This window comes from Streptomyces sp. NPDC048504 (assembly GCF_043200035.1).
Taxonomy (GTDB): domain Bacteria; phylum Actinomycetota; class Actinomycetes; order Streptomycetales; family Streptomycetaceae; genus Streptomyces.
Genome location: NZ_JBICXA010000015.1, coordinates 165,207 through 189,190, shown reverse-complemented (window position 1 = coordinate 189,190; position 23,984 = coordinate 165,207). Strand labels below are relative to the sequence as shown.

The window sequence follows — 23,984 nt, the reverse complement described above, 5'->3', positions numbered from 1 at the left end:
GTCGTCGCAACAGCTGGCGCGGATCAGCGGTCCGCTTCCAGCGCCTCCAGGTCCTCGTCCTCGTCGAGATCGGCGTCCAGGTCGGGATCGAGTTCGTCCTCGGCCTCGTCCACCTCGTCGATGTCGTCCAGCTCGTCGTTGATCTCGTCGTCGAAGACCGCGCTGACGTCGAAGCGGCACACCACCCGCTGCGGGTCGACGCCCTCGAAGGGGGCCTCCAGCCAGGCGCCGGGTTCGGCCGTCTCGTCGGCGGCGGTCACCCACAGCGTGGAGTCGCCCTCTTCGAGGCCGAACTCCTTGGGCCGGGAGGCGATCTCGTCCGCCTCGAACTCGTCGAAGAGGATGCCGAGCGCACCGTGGATCGTGCCGGAGGCCTCCGTGCCCGTGCCGTCGCCGACCGCCGCCTCGACCCGCTGCGCCTGGGCCAGCAGCCGCTGCGGCTCCGCCACGGCGTAGTCCCGGCGGATCAGCACGCTCACCGCGTTCGGCTCCTCCGGGCCGGTGTACGGCGGCAGGGAGTCGTCCGAACCGGGGATCTCGAAAGGCGTGACCTCGTCATAACGGTCGTAGAGCAGCTCGTCGTAGACCTCGGCGGCCGCGGCGAGCTGGTTGAACGCCTCGTAGACGGCCGGGTCGTCCTCCCCCGACCGGGCTTCGACCGCGGCCAGGTGGCGGTCGAGCGCGGTCTTGACCGCCTCGGCGGCGGCGCGTACCTCGGCAGCGGTGGGCTGCGCAGCATCAGACATAGTGCAGACGCTATCCGTACCGGGGCTCTGCCCGCACAATAGATGCGATGCCGGAATACGAATTTGTCGACGTGTACGTACCGCGCGGGGTCTCCCGCAAGGACGCCACACGTCTGCTGACGGACCATGCCGAGTACGGACACTGGGAATTGGACCGACTGAGCCTGCTGCGCGACGGCAGTCGCAGGGTGCGGCTGCGCCGGCGGATCATCCGCCAGGTGCGCGCCACGTGGTGAGCTGAGCCGGGCGAAACGGAGCGGGCCCCGGCAGTGCGGGGCCCCTCCGTTGCGCAGATCACACGGTCCGGGTCACATGTGCCCGGGGGTCACACCGAGGCCCGCGCCTTGCGGTACAGCACCGCGCCCGCGAGCAGCGCGCCCGCGCCGACCGGCAGGGCGAGGCCGAGCGGCAGTTCGCTGCCGGTGTGTGCGAGCTGGGCGCCGCCCTGGGACTGGACGCCGGACCGCGCACCGGGCTGGTTCACGTGCACGGAACCGATCGGCGTCTGACCGCCCTTGATCGGCGAGGTGCCCGGCGAGGTGGGGTGGGTGGGCGTGCCCGGGTGGCTCGGGGTCCCGGGGTGACCCGGCGTTCCCGGCGGGGTGGTCCCGTGGCCGCCGCCCGGGGGCGTGCCGTGGTGGCCGCCGTGACCGGGAGGCGTGCCGTGGTGATGACCACCGCCCGGGTGGTGACCGTGATGGCCGCCCTCGCCCGGAGGGGTCCCATGGTGACCGCCGCCGCCCGGAGGGGTCCCGTGGTCATGGCCGCCGCCGTTCCAACTCCCGTCGTTGGCACAGTCGTTGCCGGTGACGGCGTTGCCGATGCCGATGACGTCGATGCTGTTGCCGCAGACGTTCACCGGTACGTCGATGGGTACCTGGACGTGGTTGCCGGAGCCGACACCGGGCGAGTCCGAGGCGTGTCCGCCGGCGTGCGAGCCCCCTGAGCCGCCGTGCGCGCCGTGCCCGCCGGAGCCCCCGTGCCCACCGGAACCGCCGTGTCCGCCTGACCCGCCGTAGCCCCCGGAGCCGCCGTAACCACCGGAGTCCCCGTACCCGCCGGTCGGGCCGTGACCTCCCGGCGAACCGTGGCCACCGCCGTTGCCGTGACCGCTTCCGCCGCCCCCGCCCGGATTGCCGCACTTGTTGCCGACCGCCGGGTTGAGGACCCCCACCACGTTCACGGTGTTGCCGCAGACGTTGACCGGCACATGCACCGGTGCCTGCGCGGTGTTGCCGGACAGTACGCCGGCCGAGTCCGAACTGGAGCCCGCGGCGCCCGAGTCGGCGTGGGCGACACCGCCCGCGGCGGCGATGACCCCGGTCGCGGCCGCCACGGTCATCAAGCTCTTTCGAGTGACCTGTCGCATTGCTTAATTCCCCCCTGCCTTCAATCCTGACTGAATTCCTCGCGCGATTTCTCGCCCGAAATCCCGTCGGCCCCGGAGCGCATGGCGCGCGCTCCGGGGCCGAGGATGTGGTCACCCCTCAGAGGGACGACGTCACTTGTTGACGCAGGTGTTGCCGAAGGCGGGGTTCAGCAGACCGATCACCGAGATCGTGTTGCCGCACACGTTCACCGGGACGTGCACGGGCACCTGGATGACGTTGCCGGAAACGACACCCGGGGAGTGCACGGCGGCACCCTGAGCGCCCGAGTCGGCGACGGCCAGACCCGCACCCGCGAGAACCAGGCCACCGGTGGCAGCCGCAGCGGCGACGACCTTCTTGATCATTATTCCTCCTTGTTGGCAAAAGCGATCTCGTGTTGCCGATCGCATCACCTGTAACGAGGAGGGAGTAATGGAGCTACGAGCTTATGAGCACATTCACCCGTCCCAGTGGCTTCCGTACGGGCGGTCGAATTCCGGCGTCAACCGGCGTCAACCGGCGTCGACCGGTGTTTCAGGACGCGACTTCAGGACGCGTCGATGAACCGGTCCAGCACCCGCACCCCGAACTTCAGCCCGTCCACCGGCACCCGCTCGTCGACGCCGTGGAACATGCCCGCGAAGTCCAGCTCCGGCGGCAGCTTGAGCGGTGCGAAGCCGAAGCCCCGAATGCCCAGGTCGTCGAAGGACTTGGCGTCCGTACCGCCGGAGAGCATGTACGGGATCGCCTTCGCGGTCGGGTCCTCGGCGAGCAGCGAGGACTGCATGGCCTCGACCAGGGGCCCGTCGAAGGAAGTCTCCAGGGCCTTGTCGGAGTGCGCACCCTCACGCTTCACGTTCGGCCCGAGGATCCGGTCGAGGTCGGCGAAGAACTCCTCCTGGTACCCCGGCAGGAACCGCCCGTCGACGTGCGCGGTGGCCTCGCCCGGGATGACGTTGACCTTGTAACCGGCGTTCAGCTGCGTCGGGTTGGCGGTGTTGCTGAGGGTCGCGCCGATGAGCTTGGCGATGCCGCCGAGCCGCTTGAGGGTGGACTCCATGTCCTCGGGGTCGAGCTGGGTGCCGAGCGCGTCGCCCAGTTCGTCGAGGAAGGCGCGCGTCGTCTTCGTGACCCGTACCGGGAACTTGTGCCGGCCGATCCGGGCGACCGCCTCCGACAGCTCGGTGATCGCGTTGTCCCGGTGGATCATCGACCCGTGCCCGGCGGTGCCGGCCACGGTCAGCTTCATCCAGTGCATGCCCTTCTCGGCCGTCTGGATCAGATAGAGCCGCCGCTCCTCGCTCACCGTGAACGAGAACCCGCCGACCTCGCTGATGCCCTCGGTGACGCCCTCGAACAGGTCGGGGTGGTTGTCGACGAGGTGCCGTGCCCCGTACGTGCCGCCCGCCTCCTCGTCGGCGAGGAACGCGAGCACGATGTCGCGCGGGGGCCTGCGCCCGCTGCGCAGCCGGTCGCGGACGACCGCCAGGGTCATCGCGTCCATGTCCTTCATGTCGACCGCGCCGCGCCCCCACACGCACCCGTCCGCGACCTCGCCGGAGAAGGGGTGGTGGGTCCAGTCCGCCGCGTTCGCCGGCACGACGTCCAGGTGGCCGTGGATGAGGAGCGCGGGCCGGGAGGGGTCCGTGCCCTCGATCCGGGCCACCGTGGACGCGCGTCCCGGGTGCGACTCGAAGATCTTGGGTTCGAGGCCCACCTCGGCGAGCTGCTCGGCGACGTACTCGGCCGCCTTGCGCTCACCGGGGCCCGAGTGGTCGCCGTAGTTGCTGGTGTCGATCCGGATCAGCTCGCGGCAGAGGTCCACGACCTCGTCCTCGCCGGTGACGCCCTTGGCCGTGTCCGTGTCGCTCACGCTGCTTCCTCCCACTGTCACTGCTGGTGGTCCTTCCCCATCCTCTCTCCCCGTCGCACCTCACCCCAAGGGCGGTCCCGGCCCGTCACACGCCGTTCACGCGGGACGCGGGTGGGAACAGGGGGTGATCGGCCACCCCGGGAAGCCTGGTAATGTTTCCTTCGTCGCCGCGGGGGAAACCACGCGCGACAGACACCTTGTCCGGGTGGCGGAATGGCAGACGCGCTAGCTTGAGGTGCTAGTGCCCTTTATCGGGCGTGGGGGTTCAAGTCCCCCCTCGGACACCAGCTGAGACCCCACACTCTGTGTGGGGTCTCTTGCGTTTCAGGATCTTGCGTCCAAGGACTGTGGCGGTACGACGTTCAGTTGAATGCCAACGTGAGGGTGGCGGTGTAGTCGGTCGCCGTGTCGTCGGGGGCGGTGTCGGTGAGCTGCCAGCCGGTTCCGGCGGCCAGCTCGGCGAGTTCGCGAGGGGCCAGGCACAGGTAGTCGAACCAGGGGGTGGTCACGTCGCGGTAGCGGATCCGCAGGGTGCGCTGACCGGCGATACGGCCCGCGCGCAGGTTCCGCCGGTTGCAGGGCAGCTGCTGCGGGTCCTGGGAGTCGGTCATGTTGTGGCCCTGGCCGATGACGACGGCCCCGGGTGCGGCCATCGCGGCCAGGGCGCGCAGGAACCGGGGCGCCCGCGACCGGCTTTCCAGGAGGCCCAGGTTGGCGCCGAGCAGCAGGAAGCTGTCGTAGCGCGCCCCGGAACCGGCGTGTTCGTCGACCGTGCCGTGGACCAGGGACTGGACGCCTTGCCGCCGGCACACCTCCAGCGCGCCGGCCGAGACGTCCAGCGCGGTGACGTCATGGCCGCGCTCCATGAGGACGCGCGCGGCGCGTCCGCCACCGGCGCCGATGTCCAGGACCCGGTGGCCCTTGACCAGGTCCAGCGCTTGGCGGTCCTCGGCGGGCCACTGGTCGATCGGTGCGAGCCAGGAGGTGAGGGGAGCCGACTTCACGAAGCCGTCGTCGCGTTCGATGATCTGCAGGACCGGGTCCGTATCCGGGTCCGCGGCGGCCTGGTGGGCGGCGAGCAGCAGGTCCCCGATCGCATCGCCGGTCCGGGGGCCCTGGCGGTCTCCGGGGTCCTGGGCGTCCAGAGGTTGGCCGGATTCACCACCGGTGGCAGCCGTGACGGCGGGGGTGTTCATCGGGTCTCCTCGGTCAGCACGGGTGGCCCGGCGACCGCCCCGGGGGAGTCGGTGAGCGGCCGGAACGTGGCCAGCAGCATCAGCACAGTGCCGGCGGCGCACCAGGCGCCGATGACGGTCGGGGTGGGCAGGCGCTCGCTGAGTGCGCCCGTGATCAGGATCGCGGCGCCCTGGGCGAGTTGCACACCACCGTTCATCACCCCGAAGGCCCGGGCCCGGTATTCCTGGGCGAGCGCCTGCTTGAACAGGGTCTGGGCGGCGGGCAGCAGCAGCGCCATGGCTATCCCGGAGACGGTGACCACGACCACCACCACGACCAGCGGCGGGTTGAGCAGCGCGGGAACCAGAACCAGCGGTGCCAGGACGGCCAACGGGCGCATCAGCAGGGTCCGGACCCGGGGCGACAGCAGACGGTTCAGGACCAGGCCACCGATGGCGACGCCGAGCGGGTTGGCGGCCATGATCAGACCCTGGGTCCTGCCACCGCCGCCGAGGTCGGACGCCCAGGCGGCGGCCAGGCCCTCCGGGACGATCACGAAGGTGACCACGCCGAAGGTGATGATCGCGATGGCGCGCAGCAGTGGATCGCCGAACACCACCACGTATCCCTGTCCCGTCTCGCGCCACAGACCGACACGGCGGGCGACCGCCAGCGCCGCGGGGCGTTTGCGGACGTACAGGCGCAGAAGCAGCGCCGAACCGACGAACGTGAGGGCGTTCAGCGCCAGTGCCACCTGTGGGCTGTATCCAGCGATCACCCCGCCGATCGCATACCCGGCGACCTGGGCGGCGTGGAAGACGGAGTTGTTGAGGGCCAGGGCCAGCGGATACCGGTCGCCGGTCAGGATCTCCGGGAGCTGGGCGGAGCGGGCCGCCTCGAACGGTGGCGACGCCAGCCCGCCGGCCAGCAGCAGCGCGAAGAGGACCGGGATCGGCAGGCCCGGAATCGCGACCAGTCCGATCAGCACCGCGCGGACCAGATCGCAGGAGATCATCACCATGCGTGCGGGGTACCGTTCGGCGACCGTGGCGAGCACGGGGCCCGCGAGCAGCCAGGGCAGATACCCGATGGCGAACGCTGCGCCGGAGGCCAGCGCCGAACTGGTCCGCTCGTACACCAGCAGGGTGACCGCGGCCTTGCACAGATAGTCCCCGGTCCAGGACAGCGCACTCGCGACGAACACCGCGCGGTACTCCGTCACCGCCCACAGCACCCGATAGCCCACCGGCCGGTCGGCTGCCACCAGACGAATCCCCTTCCCCCGCCGCGAGACACCCGGTGCAAGGCGGCGACCCGCGACCGGAGTCGATTCATTCAACATTTAGCCTCATGGCCGTCCCGTGTGACAAGCCCCGACTTCATCGATTCGTGTGCGAACGCAGAGGGTTAACAGGGGAGTTGGCCGAATCTCATTCCGGGATTGTCTGATCGACGACATATGTCGGCACGGCGCCCCGCCGGAAGCCTTCGGCCCGATCCCTCCGAAGCGAGGAGAAGCCCTCGCCGGTTTTGTGGGGGATGTCTCCTTCAGGTCGAAGATCACCAGGTCAGAGCGTTGCCGGACGCTCACGGAGCGCCCCCGTTCGGCTCCCCCGAGTGGCCGTCGGCAGGCCCGGAGCCTAGCGTCGTACTAAAATTTCCGGCTTGTTACGGAACGGAGCTGGAGCTGGACAACCCCAGGCATACCTGCGGGCCCGCCAGCACCCCGGAGGTTTCCGGGTTCGAGACGCGAGGACCGATGGCAGCCATACACGAGAGCAGTGCTCTCGGGCTTGACGAAGAGATCCGCACACAGTTCGGCGATACGGCACGTTTCTCCGCGGCGCCGGCCGCCTCGGCCCGCACCCTTGTCGACATTTTCGACGCGTCGGTGCGGTCGTATCCCGACGAGCTCGCCCTGGACGACGGCACCGTCCGCCTCACCTACCGTGCGCTGGCCGTCGAGGTGGAGACCCTGCGCCGCACCCTGGCCGCGGCCGGTGTCGGCCTCGGCGACCGGGTCGGCGTGCGCGTCCCGTCCGGGACCAACGATCTCTACATCGCGATCCTCGCCGTACTCGCCGCCGGTGCCGCCTACGTCCCCGTGGACGCCGAGGACCCGGACGAGCGGGCCGAGCTGGTCTTCGGCGAGGCCGACGTGCGGGCCGTCATCGGCGCCGAGCACGCGCTGACCGTCCTTGGGCACAGTGAGGTCCCGGCCGCCCGGCCCGGTGTCGAGCAGGACGCGTGGATCATCTTCACCTCCGGCTCCACCGGCAAGCCCAAGGGCGTCGCCGTCACCCACCGCAGCGCGGCGGCCTTCGTGGACGCCGAGGCGGCGCTGTTCCTCACCGAGGACCCCATCGGTCCGGGTGACAGGGTCATGGCGGGGCTGTCCGTCGCGTTCGACGCGTCCTGCGAGGAGATGTGGCTGGCCTGGCGCTACGGCGCCTGTCTGGTGCCGGTGCCGCGCTCGCAGGTGCGCAGCGGTGCCGACCTCGGCCCCTGGCTGGTCGAGCAGGACATCAGCGTCGTCTCGACCGTGCCGACCCTGGCCTCCCTCTGGGAGCCGGAGGCACTGAACGACGTACGCCTGCTGATCTTCGGTGGTGAGGCCTGCCCGCCCGAGCTGGTGCAGCGCCTTGTCACCGAGGGCCGCGAGGTCTGGAACACGTACGGCCCGACCGAGGCGACCGTCGTGGCCTGCGCCTCGCTGATGACCGGCGACGAGCCGATCCGTATCGGACTCCCCCTGAACGGCTGGGAGTTGGCCGTCGTCGACGAGGCCGGCGTGCCCGTACCGATGGGCGGCAGTGGGCAGTTGGTGATCGGCGGGGTCGGTCTCGCCCGCTATCTCGACCCTGAGAAGGACGCGGAGAAGTACGCGCCCCTCGAATCGCTCGGCTGGGAACGGGCGTACCGCAGCGGCGACTTGGTCAAGGCCGAGCCCGAAGGCCTGATCTTCCTCGGCCGGGCCGACGAGCAGATCAAACTCGGCGGACGCCGGATCGAGTTGGGCGAGGTCGACGCGGCCCTCCAGGCACTGCCCGGAGTCGCGGGTGCCGCAGCCGCCGTACGAACTGCCCGCAGTGGCAACCAACTTCTCGTCGGCTATGTCGTCACCCAGGAGGGCTGGGACCAGGCCGCCGCCGTCGAGAAGCTGCGGGCCGAACTGCCCGCCGCCCTCGTGCCGTTGATCGCGCCGGTCGAGGACCTCCCGACCCGCACGTCCGGCAAGGTCGACCGCAACGCGCTCCCGTGGCCGCTCGAAGGCCTGGAGACCGGTGGCGCCAAGGAGCAGCTCTACGGCACGGAGGCCTGGCTCGCGGAGCAGTGGGCCGAGGTGCTCGGCATCCCCGTGAGCAGCGCGGCCGACGACTTCTTCGCGATCGGCGGAAGCAGCCTGGCCGCCGCGCAGTTGACGACTCGGCTGCGCACCCGGTACCCGAGCGCGGCCGTCCTCGACATCTACCAGCAGCCGACGCTGCGCAAGTTGGCCCGGCACCTGGAGGACTCGGCGCAGGGCGACGGCACCGCGCGGGTGATCGCCCCGGTGCCGACACGCGCCAAGGTGATCCAACTCCTCGCGCTGGTCCCCCTGTTCACCCTGGTCGGCCTGCGCTGGACGGTGGCACTGGCCGCGCTCGGCAATGTCCTGTCCGGCTACGCGTGGCTGCCGACCGCCTCCTGGTGGCTGGTCGGCGCCGGCGCGCTGCTCCTGTTCAGCCCGCCCGGACGGCTCGCGATCGCCGCGGGCGGTGCGCGGCTGCTGCTGCGTGGCGTGAAGCCCGGACGCTACGACCGCGGTGGCAGCGTCCATCTGCGGCTGTGGGCGGCGGAGCGGCTGGCCGAGTTCAGCGGGGCGACCGGGCTGACCGGGTCCTGGCTGGAGCGGTACGCGCGTGCCCTCGGCGCCAAGATCGGCCCGGACGTCGACCTGCACTCCCTCCCGCCGGTCACCGGCATGCTCAAGATGGGCCGCGGTGCCGCCGTCGAGTCCGAGGTGGACCTGTCCGGCTACTGGCTGGACGGCGACCGGCTGGAGATCGGCCCGGTCAAGGTCGGCGCGCACGCCGTCGTCGGCACGCGCAGCATGCTGTTCCCCGGTGCCCGGGTGGGCAAGCGGGCCGAGGTGGCGCCGGGTTCGGCCGTCACCGGCACGGTCCCGACCGGCCAGCGCTGGGCGGGCGCGCCCGCGGTCAAGCTCGGCAAGGCCAAGCGCAACTGGCCCAAGGAGCGCCCGCAGCGTGGCACGTACTGGCGTGTGATGTACGGCGTGACGGGCTTCGCGCTCACCATGCTCCCGGTGGTCTCCGGAGCCGTAGCGCTCCTGGTGGCGAGCGCGTTCATCGCGCCCGGTGACGGTCTCGGCGAGGCCCTGCGGGGCGCGGCGGTCGCGCTGGTCCCGGCGACGCTGGCCTTCGGGCTGACGTACGCGCTGCTGATCCTGATCGGTGTACGGCTGCTCAGCCTGGGGCTGCGTGAGGGTACGCACCCGACGCACAGCCGGATCGGCTGGCAGGCGTGGACGGTCACGCAGTTGATGGACCTCTCCCGCGAGACCCTGTTCCCGCTGTACGCCGGGCTGGTCACGCCGGTGTGGCTGCGGCTGCTCGGGATGCGGATCGGGCGCGGTGCCGAGGTGTCGACCGTGCTCGCGCTGCCGAGCCTGACGACCGTCGGCGAGGGTGCGTTCCTGGCCGACGACACGTTGACAGCGCCGTACGAACTCGGTGGTGGCTGGGTGCACATCGGGCGGGCCGAGATCGGGCGGCGGGCGTTCCTCGGGAACTCCGGGATGACCGCGCCCGGGCGGAGCGTGCCGGACGGCGGGCTCGTCGGGGTGCTGTCGGCGACGCCGAAGAAGGCGAAGAAGGGCACGTCGTACCTGGGGCTGCCGCCGGTGAAGCTGCCGCGCAGCACGAGCGGCGGCGACCAGAGCCGGACGTACGACCCGCCGGCCAAGCTGCTGTGGGCGCGCGGTCTCGTGGAGCTGTGCCGCATCGTGCCGGTGTTCTGCTCGGCCGGTCTTGCCGTGCTGACCGTGGCGGCGCTGTGCGCGCTGGGGTTGTGGGCTCCGCTGCTGTCGGGGCTCGTGCTGCTGGCGGTCGGTGCGCTGGCCGGGCTGATCTCGATCGTGGCCAAGTGGACCCTCGTGGGGCGGCACCGCGGTGCCGAGCACCCTCTGTGGAGCGGTTACGTGTGGCGCAACGAGCTGGCGGACACCTTCGTCGAGGTCGTGGCGGTGCCGTGGCTGGCCGGTTCCGTGCCGGGTACTCCGGTGCTGACGGCCTGGCTGCGCGGGCTCGGCGCGCACATCGGCAAGGGCGTCTGGGTGGAGAGCTACTGGCTGCCCGAGACCGATCTGGTGACCCTGGAGGACGCCTCCACAGTGAACCGTGGTTGTGTGCTCCAGACCCACCTCTTCCACGACCGGATCTTGCGGACGGATACTGTGGTCCTCCGTGAGGGCGCGACGCTGGGTCCTGGCGGAATCGTCCTGCCCGGCAGCGTGGTCGGGGCCCGTACCACTCTGGGCCCCGCGTCGCTCGTGATGGCGGCGGAGTCCGTCCCGGACGACACCCGCTGGCTGGGCAATCCGATCGAGTCATGGCGACCCTGAACACGGGTCACGCGGCGTCGGCTTCGGAGGGCGGTGCACGGGTACGAGATACGAGCACAGCGCAGGGAGCAGACGCAGCAGTGACCGTTCAGCAGGCGGCGGGTCCGGACCCGTATTTCCCGGCAAACGGCGATGCCCGCTACCGGGTGCACCGCTATGAGCTCGCGCTGGACTACCGTCCCGGCCCCAACCGCCTCTCCGGCACGGCGCGCATCAACGCCATAGCGGGCCGTGCCCCGCTGCCCGAATTCCAGCTGAACCTGGGCGACTTCAAGATCGGCCGGATCCGGGTGGACGGCCGCCAGCCGCACTACACGCACCGCGGCGGCCGGCTGCGTATCCGGCCCGCCAAGCCGCTGCGGGCCGGTGCCGCGTTCACGGTCGAGGTGCACTGGTCGGGCAATCCCAAGCCGGTCGCCAGCCCCTGGGGCGGCCTGGGTTGGGAGGAGTTGACGGACGGCGCGCTGGTGGCGAGCCAGCCGATCGGGGCGCCCTCCTGGTACCCGTGCAACGACCGCCCCGCCGACAAGGCGTCGTACCAGATCTCGATCACCACGCCGTCGGCGTACGCGGTGGTGGCGGGCGGTCGACTTCTCACCCGAACCACCAAGGCTTCGACGACCACTTGGGTGTACGAGCAGTCGGCGCCGACGTCGAGTTATCTGGTCGGGCTGTCGATCGGGAAGTACCAGACGGTGTTGCTCGGCGACCCGGGTCTGGGCGGTGTGCCGCAGCACGGGCACATCCCGTCGGACCTACTCCCTGAGTTCTCAAGGGACTTCGCGCGGCAGCCCGCGATGATGGCGCTGTTCCAGGAGCTGTTCGGGCCCTACCCGTTCGACGAGTACGCGGTCGTGGTGACGGAAGAGGAACTCGATGTCCCCGTCGAGGCACAGGGGTTGTCGCTGTTCGGCGCCAACCACGTTGACGGGGCCCGGGGTTCGGAACGCCTCGTGGCGCACGAGCTGGCCCACCAGTGGTTCGGCAACAGCGTGTCCATCGCCGACTGGCGGCACATCTGGCTGAACGAGGGGCTCGCCAAGTACGCCGAGTGGCTGTGGTCCGAGCGCTCCGGCGGCCGTACGGCCCATCAACACGCCGCCGCCGCGCACCGGTTGCTGTCCACGCTCCCCCAGGACCTGCGGCTCGCCGACCCCGGCCGCAAGTCCATGTTCGACGACCGGCTCTACGAGCGCGGCGGGGTCACCGTCCACGCGGTGCGCTGCGCGCTGGGCGACATCGCGTTCTTCCGGATGCTGCGGGGCTGGGCGAACCAGCACCGCAACGGGACGGTGACGACAGCGACGTTCACGTCTCACGCGTCCCGGTTCACGTCCGAGCCGCTGGACCAGCTTTTCGATGCGTGGGTGTATCGGGGGGCGTTGCCGCCGATGCCTTCGGCGGAGACGGGGATCGCGGTCTGAGGTTGTCGGCTCCGTTGCGGGTGGGGAGCTGACGGAGTATCAAGTGACTTCACGGGGGTGAAGTCATGACAGCTGCTTGGTGCCGGGCGACTGCGGGGGCGGGCGAGTGGCTGGAGGTCTACGGGGAGACCGAGCCGCAGTCCATTCCGCTGGAGCGGATCTTCGCCACAGAGGCCCACAAGCCCCATCACCTCACGGCGAATCTGTACGTCTGGACGCTCGGGTACACCGGAAAGGCACCGCATCTGCGGGTCAGGCTCCTGTTCCCGGCTGTGGGGAGTTGGCGGGTGAAAGACCTCCAGGCGGTCGTGTACCACCTACCACCGGTGAAGCACGAACGGGCTTGGCAATCGGCCTTGGCCGCAGACCTGCACACAGCCGCCCCCGTGCTGGAAGCCGCCGGCCAGATCACGGCGGCCGTGGCCCCTTTCCCAGGGCTGACGATGGTGACGGCTGCCGCCGCCCATCTGACCGCGCGCAGCGCGCCTCAGATACCGAGGTACAAGTGGTACGTCAGCAGAGTCCATCACAGCGTCGACGAGACCCCCTACTACGGAGTCGAGTGGATCCTCCCGCCGAGGTTCGTGAAGCAGATCGGCACCCGGGTCACCGGCGCCCTGCTGGTGCAGTTCATCCAGGCCACGCCTGCCGACGGTGCGTCGGAGAACACGGAGCCGCAGCTTCTCGCCTGCGCGACGCTCAAGCACAAATGGCTCCGATTCACGCGGTCAAGCCTCGATCTCCCCTACGCGCCCCTGCCTCTCAGCATCACCCCGGCACAATGGGCCCCATGTCCCGACGCACCAACCCCATCACCGACTGCCCCTGCGGCCACCCCACCCCCTACGACACCTGCTGCGGCCGCTACCACTCAGGCCCGGCGACCGCCCCCACCGCCGAGGCCCTGATGCGCTCCCGCTACACCGCCTTCGTACGGCTGGACGCGCCCTACCTGCTGCGCACCTGGCACCCTCGGACGCGGCCCGCCGAACCCCTCGATCTCGACCCGGGGATGCGGTGGACCGGGCTGGAGATCCTCAACACCGGGGGCGGGTCGGCGTTCCACTCCGCGGGGACCGTGACGTTCCGGGCCTCGTACCGGGGCGGCGCCATCCATGAGCGCAGCCGGTTCGAGCGGGTCGACGGGACGTGGGTGTACCTAGACGGCGAGTTCATCGAAGACTGAGGCCCTACGGCGCCAGGATGTCCAGTTCCTGGAGCGCGCCCACCGTGATCTCCCGGGTCAGGGTCTCCGCGCGGAGGGCGTCGCCCTCGCGGACCGCCTCCGCCACCTGCACGTGCAAGGTCACCGCCGCCGGGTCGGGGTCCTCGAACATGACCTCGTGGTGGGTGCGGCCGGCGAGGACCTCGGTGACGACGTCGCCGAGGCGGGCGAACATCTCGTTGCCGGAGGCGGTGAGGATCACCCGGTGGAAGGCCACATCGTGGACGAGGTAGGCCTCCAGTTTGTGGCCGCGTGAGTTGGCGACCATGCCGATCGCGCACTCGGTGAGTTCCGCGCACTGCTCCGCCGTGGCGAACTTGGCGGCGAGGCCTGCGGCGATCGGCTCGACCGCGGAGCGCAGCACCGTGAGGGAACGCAGTTGCTGCGGGCGGTCGGCGCCGGCCAGGCGCCAGCGGATGACCTGCGGGTCGTAGACGTTCCACTCGGCCTTGGGCCGCACCGTGACGCCCACCCGGCGGCGGGACTCGACCAGGTGCATGGATTCGAGGACGCGGACCGCCTCGCGCATCACGGAGCGGGAGACCTCGAAGTCCTTGGCGAGCTCGTCCGTGCGCAGGACACTGCCCGGCGGGTACTCGCCCGCGGTGATGGCGGGGCCGAGGGAGTCGAGTACGCGGCCGTGCAACCCGCGGCCCGGAGTGGTCATGCACTCAGCGTACGGGGCGCGTCACGGAACCAAAAAGTCAGACTTATATGTCACAGACTCTTGAATTCGTCGTACCTAATCGGTTTCAGTGGGTTCGACATCAGGTGTCGACGGAGACAGTGAGGCAGCGATGCGTACCCCCCATGTCGTCGTGGTCATGGGCGTAGCGGGCACCGGGAAGACCACCATCGGTCCCCTGCTCGCGGCCCGGCTCGGCGTTCCGTACGCCGAGGGCGACGACTTCCACCCGCAGGCCAACATCGCCAAGATGTCGGCCGGGCAGCCGCTGACCGACGAGGACCGGTGGCCCTGGCTGGACGCCATCGGTTCCTGGGCGCACGGGCGCGCCGGGCTCGGCGGGGTCGTCAGCAGTTCGGCGCTGAAGCGGTCGTACCGCGACCGGCTGCGGGCCGCCGCTCCCGGGGTCGTCTTCGTGCACCTCACCGGCGACCGCGCGCTCATCGAGGACCGGATGGCGCACCGGCACGGGCACTTCATGCCGACCGCGCTGCTCGACTCGCAGTTCGCCACGCTTCAGCCGCTGGAGGCCGACGAGGCGGGTGTCGCCGTGGACGTCACGGGCAGCCCGGAGCAGATCGCCGAACGGGCGATGACCGCGCTGGAGCAGGTCCCCGAGCCGACCGTCTGACACCTGACATCTGCAACTCCTCCCCCTTCCCCGTATCCGCAAGGAATCCACCGTGACCAGACTCAGCGTCGAGATGCTGGCAGCGGACCCCGTCGAGCCCATCACCTCGGCAGGCCACGCGCAGTTGAGCATCGCCGTACTGGCGGGCATCGCCGTCATCGTCCTGCTCATCACCAAGTTCAAGATGCATGCCTTCCTGGCGCTGACCATCGGCTCGCTCGCGCTCGGCGCGTTCGCCGGGGCGCCGCTGGACAAGGCCATCACCAGCTTCACCACCGGGCTCGGCTCGACCGTCGCCGGTGTGGGTGTGCTGATCGCGCTGGGCGCGATCCTCGGCAAGCTGCTCGCCGACTCGGGCGGCGCGGACCAGATCGTCGACACGATCCTCGCGAAGGCGAGTCCCCGGTCGATGCCGTGGGCGATGGTCCTGATCGCCTCGGTGATCGGGCTGCCGCTGTTCTTCGAGGTCGGCATCGTGCTGCTGATCCCGGTCGTGCTGATGGTCGCCAAGCGCGGCAACTACTCGCTCATGCGGATCGGCATCCCGGCGCTGGCGGGCTTGTCCGTCATGCACGGCCTCATTCCGCCGCACCCCGGGCCGCTCGTCGCCGTCGACGCGGTCAAGGCCAACCTCGGTCTGACCCTCGCGCTCGGCGTGCTGGTCGCGATCCCGACCGTCATCATCGCCGGTCCGCTGTTCTCCAAGGTCGCGGCCCGCTGGGTGGACGTCCAGGCACCCGAGCGCATGATCCCCGCCCGCCCGTCCGAGGACCTGGAGAACCGTCCCGGCTTCGGCGCGACCCTCTCCACGATCCTGCTGCCGGTCGTGCTGATGCTGTCCAAGGCGCTGGTCGACATCGTCGTCGACGACCCCGAGCACACCGTGCAGCGCGTCTTCGACGTCATCGGCTCCCCGCTGATCGCACTGCTCGCGGCCGTCATCGTCGGCATGTTCACGCTGGGCCGCCCGGCCGGCTTCACCAAGGAGCGGCTGTCATCGACCGTCGAGAAGGGGCTGATGCCGATCGCGGGCATCCTGCTCATCGTCGGCGCGGGCGGCGGCTTCAAGCAGACGCTGATCGACTCCGGTGTCGGCCAGATGATCCTGGACATCTCCAAGGACTGGTCGATCCCGGCGCTGCTGCTGGCCTGGCTGATCGCGGTGGCGATCCGGCTGGCGACCGGCTCGGCGACGGTGGCCACGATCTCGGCGGCCGGTCTGGTCGCCCCGCTGGCCGCCGACATGTCGAGCGCCCACACCGCCCTCCTCGTCCTGGCGATCGGCGCGGGCTCGCTCTTCTTCAGCCATGTCAACGACGCCGGATTCTGGCTGGTGAAGGAGTACTTCGGCCTGAGCGTCGGCCAGACCCTCAAGACCTGGTCCGTCATGGAGACGATCATCTCGGTGGTCGCCGGCGGACTGGTCCTCCTCCTCTCGCTGGTCATCTAGGGGTACGGGAATGAGTCATCCTCTCTTCGACATCAGTGGCCGTACGGCCCTGGTCACCGGTTCCAGCCGGGGCATCGGACTCGCCCTCGCCCAGGGCCTGTTGGAGGCCGGCTGCACGGTCGTCCTGAACGGCCGCGACGGCGAACGCCTCACCAAGGCCGCCGCCGGACTGTCCGGCGACGTCCACACGGCCGCCTTCGACGTGACCGACGGTCCGTCAGTAGCCGCCGGGATCAAGGATGTTGAGGACCGGGTCGGCCCGCTCGACATCCTGGTCAACAACGCGGGCATGCAACTGCGCGCCCCGCTCCTGGAGTTCACCGACTCCGACTGGCACCGCATCATCGACACCAACCTCACCAGCGCGTTCCTGGTCGGTCGCGAGGCGGCCCGACGGATGACGGAACGCGGCCACGGGAAGATCATCAACATCTGCTCCCTGCAGAGCGAGGTGGTCCGCCCCGGCATCGCGCCCTACGCGGCCACCAAGGGCGCGTTGAAGATGCTCACCAAGGGCATGTGCGCGGACTGGGGCCCGAGCGGCGTGCAGGTCAACGGTCTCGGCCCCGGTTACATCGAGACGGAACTGACCCAACCCCTCGTCCAGGACGAGGAGTTCAGCGCCTGGGTGCGCAAGCGGACCCCGGCCGGCCGCTGGGGCCGTACGGAGGACCTGGTGGGCGGGGTGCTGTTCCTGGCGTCGCCCGCCGCGGACTTCGTGAGCGGACAGATCCTCTATGTCGACGGCGGCATGACGAGCGTGCTGTAGAGAACGGGAGTCCAGACATGCTGGGTTGTGTGATTCACGGTCAGGACGACCTGCGGGTCGACGAGTTGACGGTCCCGGAGCCCGGCCCCGGCCAGGCCCTGGTCGCCGTCCGCTACGGCGGCGTCTGCGGCTCCGACCTCCACTACTGGCGCCACGGCGGCGTCGGCGACTTCCGCCTCAAGGAACCGATGCTGCTCGGCCACGAGGTGGTCGGCACGGTCGTCTCCTACGGCTCCGGGGCCGCAGGTCCCGCCCCCGGTACGGCGGTTGCCGTGCACCCGGCCACGCCGTGCGGGGTCTGCCCCGAGTGCGTGGACGGCCGGCGCAATGTGTGCCGGGACACCGCGTACCTGGGCAGCGCGGCCCGCTTCCCGCACGTCCAGGGCGGATTCGCGGCCCAAGTCGTGGTCCCCGCCGAGCAGTTGAGGGTGATTCCGGCGGGTCTGGAGCTGCGCCGGGCCGCCCTCGCCGAACCGCTCTCCGTCGCCCTGCACGCCGTACGCCGCGCCGGGGACGTGACCGGACGCCATGTGCTGGTCACCGGCGCGGGCCCGATCGGCTGCCTGGTCGTCGCGGCGGCGAAGGCGGCGGGCGCGGCCCACGTGACGGTAACGGACCTGCTTCCGGCGGCACTTCGGTACGCCACCGCGGCCGGCGCCGACACCGTCGTACGGGCCGATGACCCGGACGACTCGGGGTGGCCGTCCGAAGTGGACGTCGCCATCGAGGCGTCCGGGGTGGCGGCCGGGCTCGACACCTGTCTGCGGCTCGTGCGGCGGGGCGGGGTCGTCGTGCAGCTCGGGATGCTGCCGCCGGGGCAGAGTCCCTTCGCGGGGAACCTGGTCGTCAGCCGGGAGATCGAGCTGCGCGGGGCGTTCCGCTTCGACGAGGAGTTCAACGACGCGCTCCAACTCCTCGCGGTGGAGCCCTCGTTCGACGCTCTGGTCAGTGCGGTGGTGCCGGTACGGGAGGCGGAGTCGGCGTTCGCGCTGGCGGCCGACCGGAGCCGGTCGTGCAAGGTGCTGCTGGACTTCGGGGGCTGAGCATGGCGACAGGCACGTCAGCCAGGCGCTTCAACTACGGCTTCCACAGCGGGTGTTCGCGCTTGGCCCAGTCCCTGCTGACCGAGCCCGTGCGCAGGCCCGCCCTGGCCTCCGGGTCGCCCAGCGCCATGCCGATGTGGCCGCCGAGGACGATGCCCATCGTCAGGGCGAGCCAGTCGTGGACGAAGGTCGCGCTGGTGCGCCACTGGATCGGGGTGAGGTGGGTGAACCACATCATCAGGCCGGTGCCGAGCATCACCAGGGTGGCGCCGGCGATCCAGTTGGCGTAGATCTTCTGGCCGGCGTTGAACTTGCCTGCCGGGCGCGCCGATCGGCGTTTGTCGCGCATCAGGGCGCCGCGCAGCCAGACCCGGTCGTGCGGGCCGAAGCGGTTGAGGAAGCCGAGGTTGACGCGGAAACCGCGGGAGACCAGGCCGATCACGACGGGTACGGGAAGCGCGAGTCCGGCGCACTCGTGGATACGGACGACCAGGTCACGGCGGCCGACCAGTTCGGCGAACGCCGGGATGTACAGGCAGGCCGCCGTGAACACGCAGACGCCCATCAGCAAGGCCGTCGTCCGGTGGACCCAGCGTTCGGTGCGGCCGAAGCGGCGGACGCGGGCCGACGGCTCCGTCCGCGGGGCGTGGGCTTCAGCTCGTAGGGTCATCGTCGCGTCCGTTCGACTTGCCGACCCAGGCGTCGACGTCGTAGCCCCGGTCCTCCCAGTAGCCGGGCTTCACATGCTCGGTGACGGTGATGCCGGAGAGCCACTTGGCGGACTTGTAGAAGTACATGGGGGCGACGTAGAGGCGGACCGGGCCGCCGTGGTCGTGGCTCAGGGGCTTGTCCTGCATGCGCAGCGCCACCAGGATGTCCGAACGCCGGGCCTGCTCGATCGTGAGGCTCTCCGTGTAGGCGCCGTCGAAGCAGCTGAAGCGCACCGCCCCGGCCTTGGCACGCACTCCCGCCGCGTCCAGGAGCCGGGACAGGCGCACCCCCTCGAAGGGGGTCCCGGGGACCCGCCAGCCGGTGACGCACTGGACGTCCTTGACCAGCCGGGTCTGCGGCAGCGCGCGCAGGTCGGCCAGGGTGTAGGACGCCGGCTTGTCGACCAGGCCGTCGACGGTCAGCCGGTAGTTCTCGGCGTTCTTGTTCGGGACGGACGCGGTGACCGAGTAGTAGCGGAAGCCGCCGCCGTTCGGGAGCAGTCCGGTCAGCCCGGTGGGGTCCTTGCCGGACACGGCACCGAGGAAGCCCTCCATGCCCTTCTGCAGCGCGGGCGCGGTGACGACACCGAGGGCGCCCAGGCCGAGAGTGCCCAGCAGGACCCGGCGGCCGAGCGGCCGGCCCTCCGCCTTCTCCGCACCCTCGGGCTCGGGTTGTTCAGGTTTCACGCAGCCATTCGAACACCCGCGACCCCGGCGCGGCCAGGGATAGCGGGTGCCCGTCAGACTTCCGTAACCACTTCTTACGTGCTTCTCAGAACCGACAGTTCAACGACAGGTTCGACGACCGGTTCGACGACAGGTCTCTACGCCGTCTCCCCCGCCGCCTTCTCCAGCTGGAACGCCTCGTTGCCGAGCCCGATGCGGGCGTGCGCCTCGGGGTTGCGGGAGCGCAGGAGCAGGCCCTGGGCCAGGCCGATGAGCAGGGCGAGGCCGATGATGCCGGGCAGGATCCAGCTCAGGGACGAGTCGGGGCCCGCGCCGACCAGGACGTCGAAGTCCTTGACCGTGTAGACGGCGATGACGACGAGCGCGATGCCGGACAGCGCGGAGGTGACCAGCCGCCAGGCCTGGGCGCGGGCGGAGCCGCGGCGGGCGAAGAAGACGATCACCGAGGCGGAGGCGGCGGCCATCAGCAGGATCACGCCGAGAGCGCCGATGTTGCCGAACCAGGTGAACAGGTGCAGGACCGGTTCGGTGGGGTCGCCGGTGGGCTTGTCGTCGGCGATCGCGAAGGCGATCACGATCACGGCGGACACGGCGGTCTGGAGCAGCGAGCCGGTGCCGGGGGCTCCGCTCGAACCCGTCGTACGGCCGAAGGCGTTCGGCAGCAGGCCCTCGCGGCCCATGGCGAAGGCGTAGCGGGCGACGACGTTGTGGAAGCTGAGCATCGCCGCGAACATGCCGGTGACGAACAGGATGTGCAGCACGTCGGTGAAGGTGCCGCCGAGGCGGGAGTCGGTGAGGTAGAAGAGCAGGCCGGCGCTCTGCTTCTGGGAGACGCCGACGATCTGCGAGGGCCCCGTCGCGACGGTGAGCGCCCAGCAGCTGAGCGCGAAGAACACGGCGACGCCGCCGACGGCGAGGAACATCACGCGCGGCACCAGGATGTGCGGGCGGCTGGTCTCCTCGGCGTACACCGGGGCCTGTTCGAAGCCGAGGAACGCGGCGATGCAGAAGCACAGGGCGGTGCCGACGCCGGCGCCGCTGAGGGTGTCCGGGTTGAAGGCGTGCAGGGACAGGCCCTCCTTGGCGGGGTCGGCGACGGCCGCGATGTCGAAGATGACGACGAGCGCGACCTCGATGATCAACAGGACGCCGAGCACGCGCGCGTTGACGTCGATCTTCAGCCAGCCGAGCGCGCCGACGGCGAGCACGGCCACCAACGCCGGTATCCACCAGGCGACTTGGAGGTCGGCGTAGGTGGAGAACAGTCCGGAGACCTCGAAGCCGAAGATGCCGTAGATGCCGACCTGGAGGGCGTTGTACGCGACGAGCGCCACCAGGGCCGCGGCCGCGCCGGCGGTGCCCCCGAGGCCGCGGGAGATGTACGCGTAGAAGGCGCCCGCGTTGTGGACGTGCCGGCTCATCTCGGCGTAGCCGACGCTGAAGAGGACGAGGACGACACCGAGGAGGACGAAGAGCAGCGGCTGCCCTTCGATCCCCATCACCGCGAATGTGGTGGGCATGACACCCGCGACCACCATGAGGGGCGCGGTCGCGGCGAGCACGGAGAGCAGCAGGCCCCCGGTGCCGAGGCGGTCGGCGCGCAGGGCGCGCTCCTGCCCCCTGAACGTGCTGATACCGCCGCCGTCCGAGGTGGCGCTGCTCGTACTGGAACTGCCCGTCGTCATGGCGGGAACGTCCTTTCGGGGGTCGCTACAGGGGCGTTGCTACGGATGCGTTTCATCGATACGACGGCGTTACGGCGTTACGACGTCCCGAGCGCGCTGTCGCGTGCGGCACGGAAGGCGGTGAGCGGGTCGCGGTCCGGGTAGGACCACGGGGCCGGGGTCGGGTGCTCCCCGATGCGGTGGAACAGGGCGGCGGCCTCGGCGCTCCGGCCCTCGCAACACTTCGCGTGGGCAAGGAAGTTGAGGTCGACCAGGCGGCGCGGGTGACCTTCGTGCTCCCACTCCAGCCACCAGTCGAAGGCGGCCTTCATGACCTGCCGGGCCCGGCGTCCGGCCCAGTGTCCGGAGGAGGCAGGGTCGGCGGGTTCCAGTCCGGCGGCGGCCAGCACGCGGTAGCGCTCGGCGTGCGCGACGACCGGCAGGATGGCGAGCGGGGAGTCGGCGGGGGCCTGTTCGGCGGCCCAGTAGGCGAAGTCGTAGACCTCGTGCAGCGGGTCGACACCCGCGTCGGCGCGGCGTTCCGCGAGCCGGGCCACCATCAGATGGTGGGCGTGATGGTGGTCGGGGTACCGGTGGCGGACCTCGTCGAAGAGCTGGAGCACGCCCTCGTCGGTGCCGAGGGTGTGCTCCAGGAGGAGCAGTCCGAGCCACGGCGTCGGATCGTCGGGCAGCCGGGCGGAGGCCGTACGACAGGCCTCGCGAGCACGGACCGGCTTCTCCTTGCCCACGAGCACACGCTGGACCATGGCCAGGGCGAGCAGGACGGAGGCGTCGCCGGACTCGGGTTCGGCGAGCAGCCAGTCGCGGGCCCAGGCGGCGGTGTAGGACTCCCGGGCGAGGACGGTGACCCGGTGGGCGCGGGCGTCCCAGTCGTCGCCCGTCTGGGCGAGCAGACCACGCGCCGCCTGCCAGCGGCCCTGGGCCAACGCGGCCCGCGCGGCGACGAGTTGGGCGTCGTCGAGCGCGGCGTCGAAGGCCTGGGAGGCGCGCTTGTGGCGGCGTCCGAGGGGTGGCGGGGGTGGGGACACCCGGGTATTCCTCACGATCCTCACGCGACGCTGCGGGACATCGGCCTGCCATCGGCCGATCACGCACAGCAAACCCTCCACCAATACTTCACGTCAAGTGCCGCACCACTGTTACACCTGTCAACTTCCGTTAAACCTGGGGCACTTGTGGCTCAATCCCCTACCCGGGACGGTACGCTGCCAACCGTTCGCGGGTCACCGGTGTGGCGTAGGCCATGGCGCTCGGGCGCGCGGCGGCGGACGATGGGAGCACGGTCCCGCCGCAGCCTCCGATCGTGCCCACGGTCGTCAGAGCATCGTGACCGGAGCAACCGCCCGCATCCGGGTACTCCCAGGGGCAAGCCGGGCCCTGGGGCGCTAGAGTCGCCCAAACGCATCCCGTAGCCCGGCCTGACGATCGAGGTACGCAGCGTGTCCCTTCTGGTTCTGATGCTCGCCGTGAGTGCGGCCTGTTGCCTCGGCTTCGGGTTCGTCCTCCAGCAGAACGTGGCCCAGCAGGCACCCCTGAGCGACTTCCTCTCCCCGAGACTGCTCCTGGACCTGATGCGGGTGCCGCGCTGGCTCGGCGGCATCGGCCTGATGATCGCGGGCATGGTGCTGGGTGCAATCGCGCTGGGCCACGGCGAGGTCTCCCTCGTGGAACCCCTCCTCGCGACGAACCTCCTCTTCGCCCTGGCCCTCTCCCGCAAGCAGACCCGACAGCCCCTGGGCCGTCAGGGCTGGGCGGGCCTCGCACTCCTCGCGGGCGGCGTCACGACGTTCATCGTCGCGGGCGAACCACGCAGCGGCACAGCGGTCACCGACCCGTTCCGCCACTGGCTGATCATCGGCGTCATGGTGGGCCTGGCCCTCCTCCTCACGACGTACGCCAAACGCTCCCGCCTCAGCTCGGGCCCGGTCCTCCTGGCCCTGGCGGCCGGCCTCCTCTACGGCGTCCAGGACGCGCTCACCCGGGTCAGCGGCCAGCGCTTCACCGAGGGCGGCCTCACCGAACTCCTCACGGGCTGGCAGCCGTACGGCGTGCTCGCGCTCGGCGTGACCGGTCTGATCCTCGTACAGAGCGCGTTCGAGACGGCCCCCCTACGGATGTCCCTGCCGGCTCTCACCGCGGCCCAACCACTAGCCGGGATCATCTGCGGCGTGGGCTTCCTGGGCGACCGTCTGCGCGCCGACACCGGGGCACTGGCCTGGGAGGCGGTGGGCCTCGCCGGAATCGTCGTAGGCATCCTGCTCCTCGGCATGCACCCGGCGATGCCCCGCGGCACCACAAAGCCGAAGCCCGCACCGGCCCTCCAGCCACACTGACCACCGGCCCCTGTTTGGATGGGGGCATGAACCCAGCTGACGAAATCCTCGACATCGTCGACGAACACGACCGGGTCATCAGCCAGTCCCCCCGCGGCGAGGCATACGCACAAGGCCTGCGCCACCGCGCGGTCTTCATCCAGGCCCGCGACGCACACGGCCGCGTCTTCGTCCACCGCCGCACCCCCACCAAACTCGTCTTCCCCTCCCTCTACGACATGTTCGTCGGCGGAGTGGTAGGCGCGGGCGAGTCCTACAACGACGCGGCGCTCCGCGAGGCGGAGGAGGAACTCGGCGTCTCCGGCCTGCCCCGCCCCACGTTCCTCTTCAAGTTCCTGTACGACGACGGCGCCGGGCAGACCTGGTGGTCGGCGGTGTACGAAGTGCGCTGCGAGCTGCCGGTCAGCCCGCAGGTGGAGGAGGTCGCGTGGCACGACTTCCTGGAGGAGACGGAGATCGAGCGGCGGCTGAACGACTGGGCATGGGTGCCGGACGGCGTTGCGGCCTACACCCGACTCAAGGCGCACCGGGAAGAAACGGCCGGATAGGGTCCT

21 protein-coding genes and 1 tRNA gene are annotated in these 23,984 nt (G+C 70.5%); 11 read left to right on the top strand and 11 right to left on the bottom strand.

What is annotated here, in order from left to right; all coding sequences use genetic code 11:
• Positions 1 to 23: 23 nt before the first annotated feature.
• On the bottom strand, positions 24 to 746 hold the full coding sequence (locus tag ACGFY9_RS33235; RefSeq protein ID WP_393760324.1) for a hypothetical protein: 723 nt from the start codon (positions 744 to 746) through the stop codon (positions 24 to 26).
• A 47-nt stretch (positions 747 to 793) separates the two neighbouring features.
• Between ACGFY9_RS33235 and ACGFY9_RS33230 the strand changes: the two genes are divergently transcribed.
• Positions 794 to 982: a DUF5703 family protein gene (locus ACGFY9_RS33230; protein WP_005485166.1), complete on the top strand. Its 189-nt coding sequence runs from the start codon at positions 794 to 796 to the stop codon at positions 980 to 982.
• An 89-nt stretch (positions 983 to 1,071) separates the two neighbouring features.
• On the opposite strand, the gene ACGFY9_RS33225 is transcribed toward ACGFY9_RS33230, so the two are convergent.
• From ACGFY9_RS33225 to ACGFY9_RS33215, 3 genes are all read right to left on the bottom strand, one after another.
• Positions 1,072 to 2,115: a chaplin gene (locus ACGFY9_RS33225; RefSeq protein ID WP_393760322.1), complete on the bottom strand. Its 1,044-nt coding sequence runs from the start codon at positions 2,113 to 2,115 to the stop codon at positions 1,072 to 1,074.
• Positions 2,116 to 2,247: 132 nt separating this feature from the next.
• The gene (gene chpH, locus ACGFY9_RS33220) at positions 2,248 to 2,481 is read right to left on the bottom strand and encodes a chaplin ChpH (RefSeq protein ID WP_019059153.1); all 234 of its coding nucleotides are present in this window, start codon (positions 2,479 to 2,481) and stop codon (positions 2,248 to 2,250) included.
• A 182-nt stretch (positions 2,482 to 2,663) separates the two neighbouring features.
• Positions 2,664 to 3,989, bottom strand: coding sequence for a M20/M25/M40 family metallo-hydrolase (locus tag ACGFY9_RS33215; RefSeq protein ID WP_393760320.1), 1,326 nt, complete (start codon positions 3,987 to 3,989; stop codon positions 2,664 to 2,666).
• A gap of 199 nt (positions 3,990 to 4,188) precedes the next feature.
• Between ACGFY9_RS33215 and ACGFY9_RS33210 the strand changes: the two genes are divergently transcribed.
• A tRNA-Leu gene (locus ACGFY9_RS33210) sits at positions 4,189 to 4,276 on the top strand.
• Positions 4,277 to 4,351: 75 nt separating this feature from the next.
• Here ACGFY9_RS33210 and ACGFY9_RS33205 read toward each other — a convergent pair.
• Positions 4,352 to 5,185, bottom strand: coding sequence for a class I SAM-dependent methyltransferase (locus ACGFY9_RS33205; RefSeq protein WP_393760318.1), 834 nt, complete (start codon positions 5,183 to 5,185; stop codon positions 4,352 to 4,354).
• Entirely contained in the window at positions 5,182 to 6,429 is a 1,248-nt protein-coding gene (locus tag ACGFY9_RS33200; protein ID WP_393760316.1) for an MFS transporter, read from the bottom strand. The genes ACGFY9_RS33205 and ACGFY9_RS33200 overlap by 4 nt, the downstream gene beginning before the upstream one ends.
• 495 nt (positions 6,430 to 6,924) lie before the next feature.
• On the opposite strand from ACGFY9_RS33200, the gene ACGFY9_RS33195 reads away from it, so the two are divergent.
• The 3 genes from ACGFY9_RS33195 (at position 6,925) to ACGFY9_RS33185 (ending at position 13,398) form a co-directional block, all read left to right on the top strand.
• The gene (locus ACGFY9_RS33195; RefSeq protein ID WP_393760314.1) at positions 6,925 to 10,788 is read left to right on the top strand and encodes a Pls/PosA family non-ribosomal peptide synthetase; all 3,864 of its coding nucleotides are present in this window, start codon (positions 6,925 to 6,927) and stop codon (positions 10,786 to 10,788) included.
• 80 nt (positions 10,789 to 10,868) lie between these two features.
• Positions 10,869 to 12,212 carry a M1 family metallopeptidase gene (locus ACGFY9_RS33190; protein ID WP_393760312.1) on the top strand — a complete coding sequence of 448 codons (1,344 nt, stop codon included), beginning with the start codon at positions 10,869 to 10,871 and terminating at the stop codon, positions 12,210 to 12,212.
• 781 nt (positions 12,213 to 12,993) lie between these two features.
• Complete coding sequence (locus tag ACGFY9_RS33185) at positions 12,994 to 13,398, top strand: YchJ family protein (RefSeq protein WP_393760310.1); 405 nt, start codon at positions 12,994 to 12,996, stop codon at positions 13,396 to 13,398.
• Positions 13,399 to 13,402: 4 nt separating this feature from the next.
• On the opposite strand, the gene ACGFY9_RS33180 is transcribed toward ACGFY9_RS33185, so the two are convergent.
• A complete protein-coding gene (locus ACGFY9_RS33180; protein WP_328684331.1) occupies positions 13,403 to 14,104 on the bottom strand; it encodes a FadR/GntR family transcriptional regulator in 702 nt (233 codons plus the stop codon).
• 130 nt (positions 14,105 to 14,234) lie between these two features.
• Here ACGFY9_RS33180 and ACGFY9_RS33175 point away from each other — a divergent pair, with 130 nt between their 5' ends.
• The 4 genes from ACGFY9_RS33175 to ACGFY9_RS33160 are packed head-to-tail and all read left to right on the top strand — an operon-like array spanning position 14,235 to position 18,015.
• On the top strand, positions 14,235 to 14,753 hold the full coding sequence (locus tag ACGFY9_RS33175; RefSeq protein ID WP_393760308.1) for a gluconokinase: 519 nt from the start codon (positions 14,235 to 14,237) through the stop codon (positions 14,751 to 14,753).
• Positions 14,754 to 14,805: 52 nt separating this feature from the next.
• Positions 14,806 to 16,203 carry a gluconate:H+ symporter gene (locus ACGFY9_RS33170; RefSeq protein WP_393760306.1) on the top strand — a complete coding sequence of 466 codons (1,398 nt, stop codon included), beginning with the start codon at positions 14,806 to 14,808 and terminating at the stop codon, positions 16,201 to 16,203.
• Positions 16,204 to 16,213: 10 nt separating this feature from the next.
• Positions 16,214 to 16,972: an SDR family oxidoreductase gene (locus tag ACGFY9_RS33165; RefSeq protein ID WP_393760304.1), complete on the top strand. Its 759-nt coding sequence runs from the start codon at positions 16,214 to 16,216 to the stop codon at positions 16,970 to 16,972.
• A gap of 17 nt (positions 16,973 to 16,989) precedes the next feature.
• Positions 16,990 to 18,015 carry an L-idonate 5-dehydrogenase gene (locus ACGFY9_RS33160; protein WP_393760302.1) on the top strand — a complete coding sequence of 342 codons (1,026 nt, stop codon included), beginning with the start codon at positions 16,990 to 16,992 and terminating at the stop codon, positions 18,013 to 18,015.
• Between the two features lie 34 nt (positions 18,016 to 18,049).
• Here the strand turns inward: ACGFY9_RS33160 and ACGFY9_RS33155 are convergent, their stop codons facing one another.
• The 4 genes from ACGFY9_RS33155 to ACGFY9_RS33140 form a co-directional block, all read right to left on the bottom strand.
• A complete protein-coding gene (locus ACGFY9_RS33155; RefSeq protein ID WP_393760300.1) occupies positions 18,050 to 18,685 on the bottom strand; it encodes a cytochrome b/b6 domain-containing protein in 636 nt (211 codons plus the stop codon).
• Positions 18,669 to 19,412, bottom strand: coding sequence for a molybdopterin-dependent oxidoreductase (locus ACGFY9_RS33150; RefSeq protein WP_393760298.1), 744 nt, complete (start codon positions 19,410 to 19,412; stop codon positions 18,669 to 18,671). The genes ACGFY9_RS33155 and ACGFY9_RS33150 overlap by 17 nt, the downstream gene beginning before the upstream one ends.
• Positions 19,413 to 19,549: 137 nt before the next feature.
• Positions 19,550 to 21,097, bottom strand: coding sequence for an APC family permease (locus ACGFY9_RS33145; protein WP_393760296.1), 1,548 nt, complete (start codon positions 21,095 to 21,097; stop codon positions 19,550 to 19,552).
• 77 nt (positions 21,098 to 21,174) lie between these two features.
• Positions 21,175 to 22,125 (bottom strand): hypothetical protein, encoded by a 951-nt coding sequence (locus ACGFY9_RS33140; RefSeq protein ID WP_393760294.1) that lies wholly within the window; start codon positions 22,123 to 22,125, stop codon positions 21,175 to 21,177.
• Positions 22,126 to 22,536: 411 nt separating this feature from the next.
• Here ACGFY9_RS33140 and ACGFY9_RS33135 point away from each other — a divergent pair, with 411 nt between their 5' ends.
• Entirely contained in the window at positions 22,537 to 23,430 is an 894-nt protein-coding gene (locus ACGFY9_RS33135) for a DMT family transporter (RefSeq protein WP_393760292.1), read from the top strand.
• Between the two features lie 26 nt (positions 23,431 to 23,456).
• A complete protein-coding gene (locus ACGFY9_RS33130) occupies positions 23,457 to 23,978 on the top strand; it encodes an NUDIX hydrolase (RefSeq protein WP_393760290.1) in 522 nt (173 codons plus the stop codon).
• Positions 23,979 to 23,984: the final 6 nt, after the last annotated feature.

What these genes read in the sequence shown, in the direction of transcription:
- ACGFY9_RS33160 (WP_393760302.1), top strand. Translation starts at nt 16,990, where the DNA reads ATGCTGGGTTGTGTGATTCACGGTCAGGACGACCTGCGGGTCGACGAG.
- ACGFY9_RS33225 (WP_393760322.1), bottom strand. Translation starts at nt 2,115, where the DNA reads ATGCGACAGGTCACTCGAAAGAGCTTGATGACCGTGGCGGCCGCGACC.
- ACGFY9_RS33145 (WP_393760296.1), bottom strand. Translation starts at nt 21,097, where the DNA reads ATGACGACGGGCAGTTCCAGTACGAGCAGCGCCACCTCGGACGGCGGC.
- ACGFY9_RS33130 (WP_393760290.1), top strand. Translation starts at nt 23,457, where the DNA reads ATGAACCCAGCTGACGAAATCCTCGACATCGTCGACGAACACGACCGG.
- ACGFY9_RS33195 (WP_393760314.1), top strand. Translation starts at nt 6,925, where the DNA reads ATGGCAGCCATACACGAGAGCAGTGCTCTCGGGCTTGACGAAGAGATC.
- ACGFY9_RS33180 (WP_328684331.1), bottom strand. Translation starts at nt 14,104, where the DNA reads ATGACCACTCCGGGCCGCGGGTTGCACGGCCGCGTACTCGACTCCCTC.
- ACGFY9_RS33185 (WP_393760310.1), top strand. Translation starts at nt 12,994, where the DNA reads ATGGGCCCCATGTCCCGACGCACCAACCCCATCACCGACTGCCCCTGC.
- ACGFY9_RS33165 (WP_393760304.1), top strand. Translation starts at nt 16,214, where the DNA reads ATGAGTCATCCTCTCTTCGACATCAGTGGCCGTACGGCCCTGGTCACC.
- ACGFY9_RS33155 (WP_393760300.1), bottom strand. Translation starts at nt 18,685, where the DNA reads ATGACCCTACGAGCTGAAGCCCACGCCCCGCGGACGGAGCCGTCGGCC.
- chpH (WP_019059153.1), bottom strand. Translation starts at nt 2,481, where the DNA reads ATGATCAAGAAGGTCGTCGCCGCTGCGGCTGCCACCGGTGGCCTGGTT.
- ACGFY9_RS33175 (WP_393760308.1), top strand. Translation starts at nt 14,235, where the DNA reads ATGCGTACCCCCCATGTCGTCGTGGTCATGGGCGTAGCGGGCACCGGG.
- ACGFY9_RS33205 (WP_393760318.1), bottom strand. Translation starts at nt 5,185, where the DNA reads ATGAACACCCCCGCCGTCACGGCTGCCACCGGTGGTGAATCCGGCCAA.
- ACGFY9_RS33230 (WP_005485166.1), top strand. Translation starts at nt 794, where the DNA reads ATGCCGGAATACGAATTTGTCGACGTGTACGTACCGCGCGGGGTCTCC.
- ACGFY9_RS33235 (WP_393760324.1), bottom strand. Translation starts at nt 746, where the DNA reads ATGTCTGATGCTGCGCAGCCCACCGCTGCCGAGGTACGCGCCGCCGCC.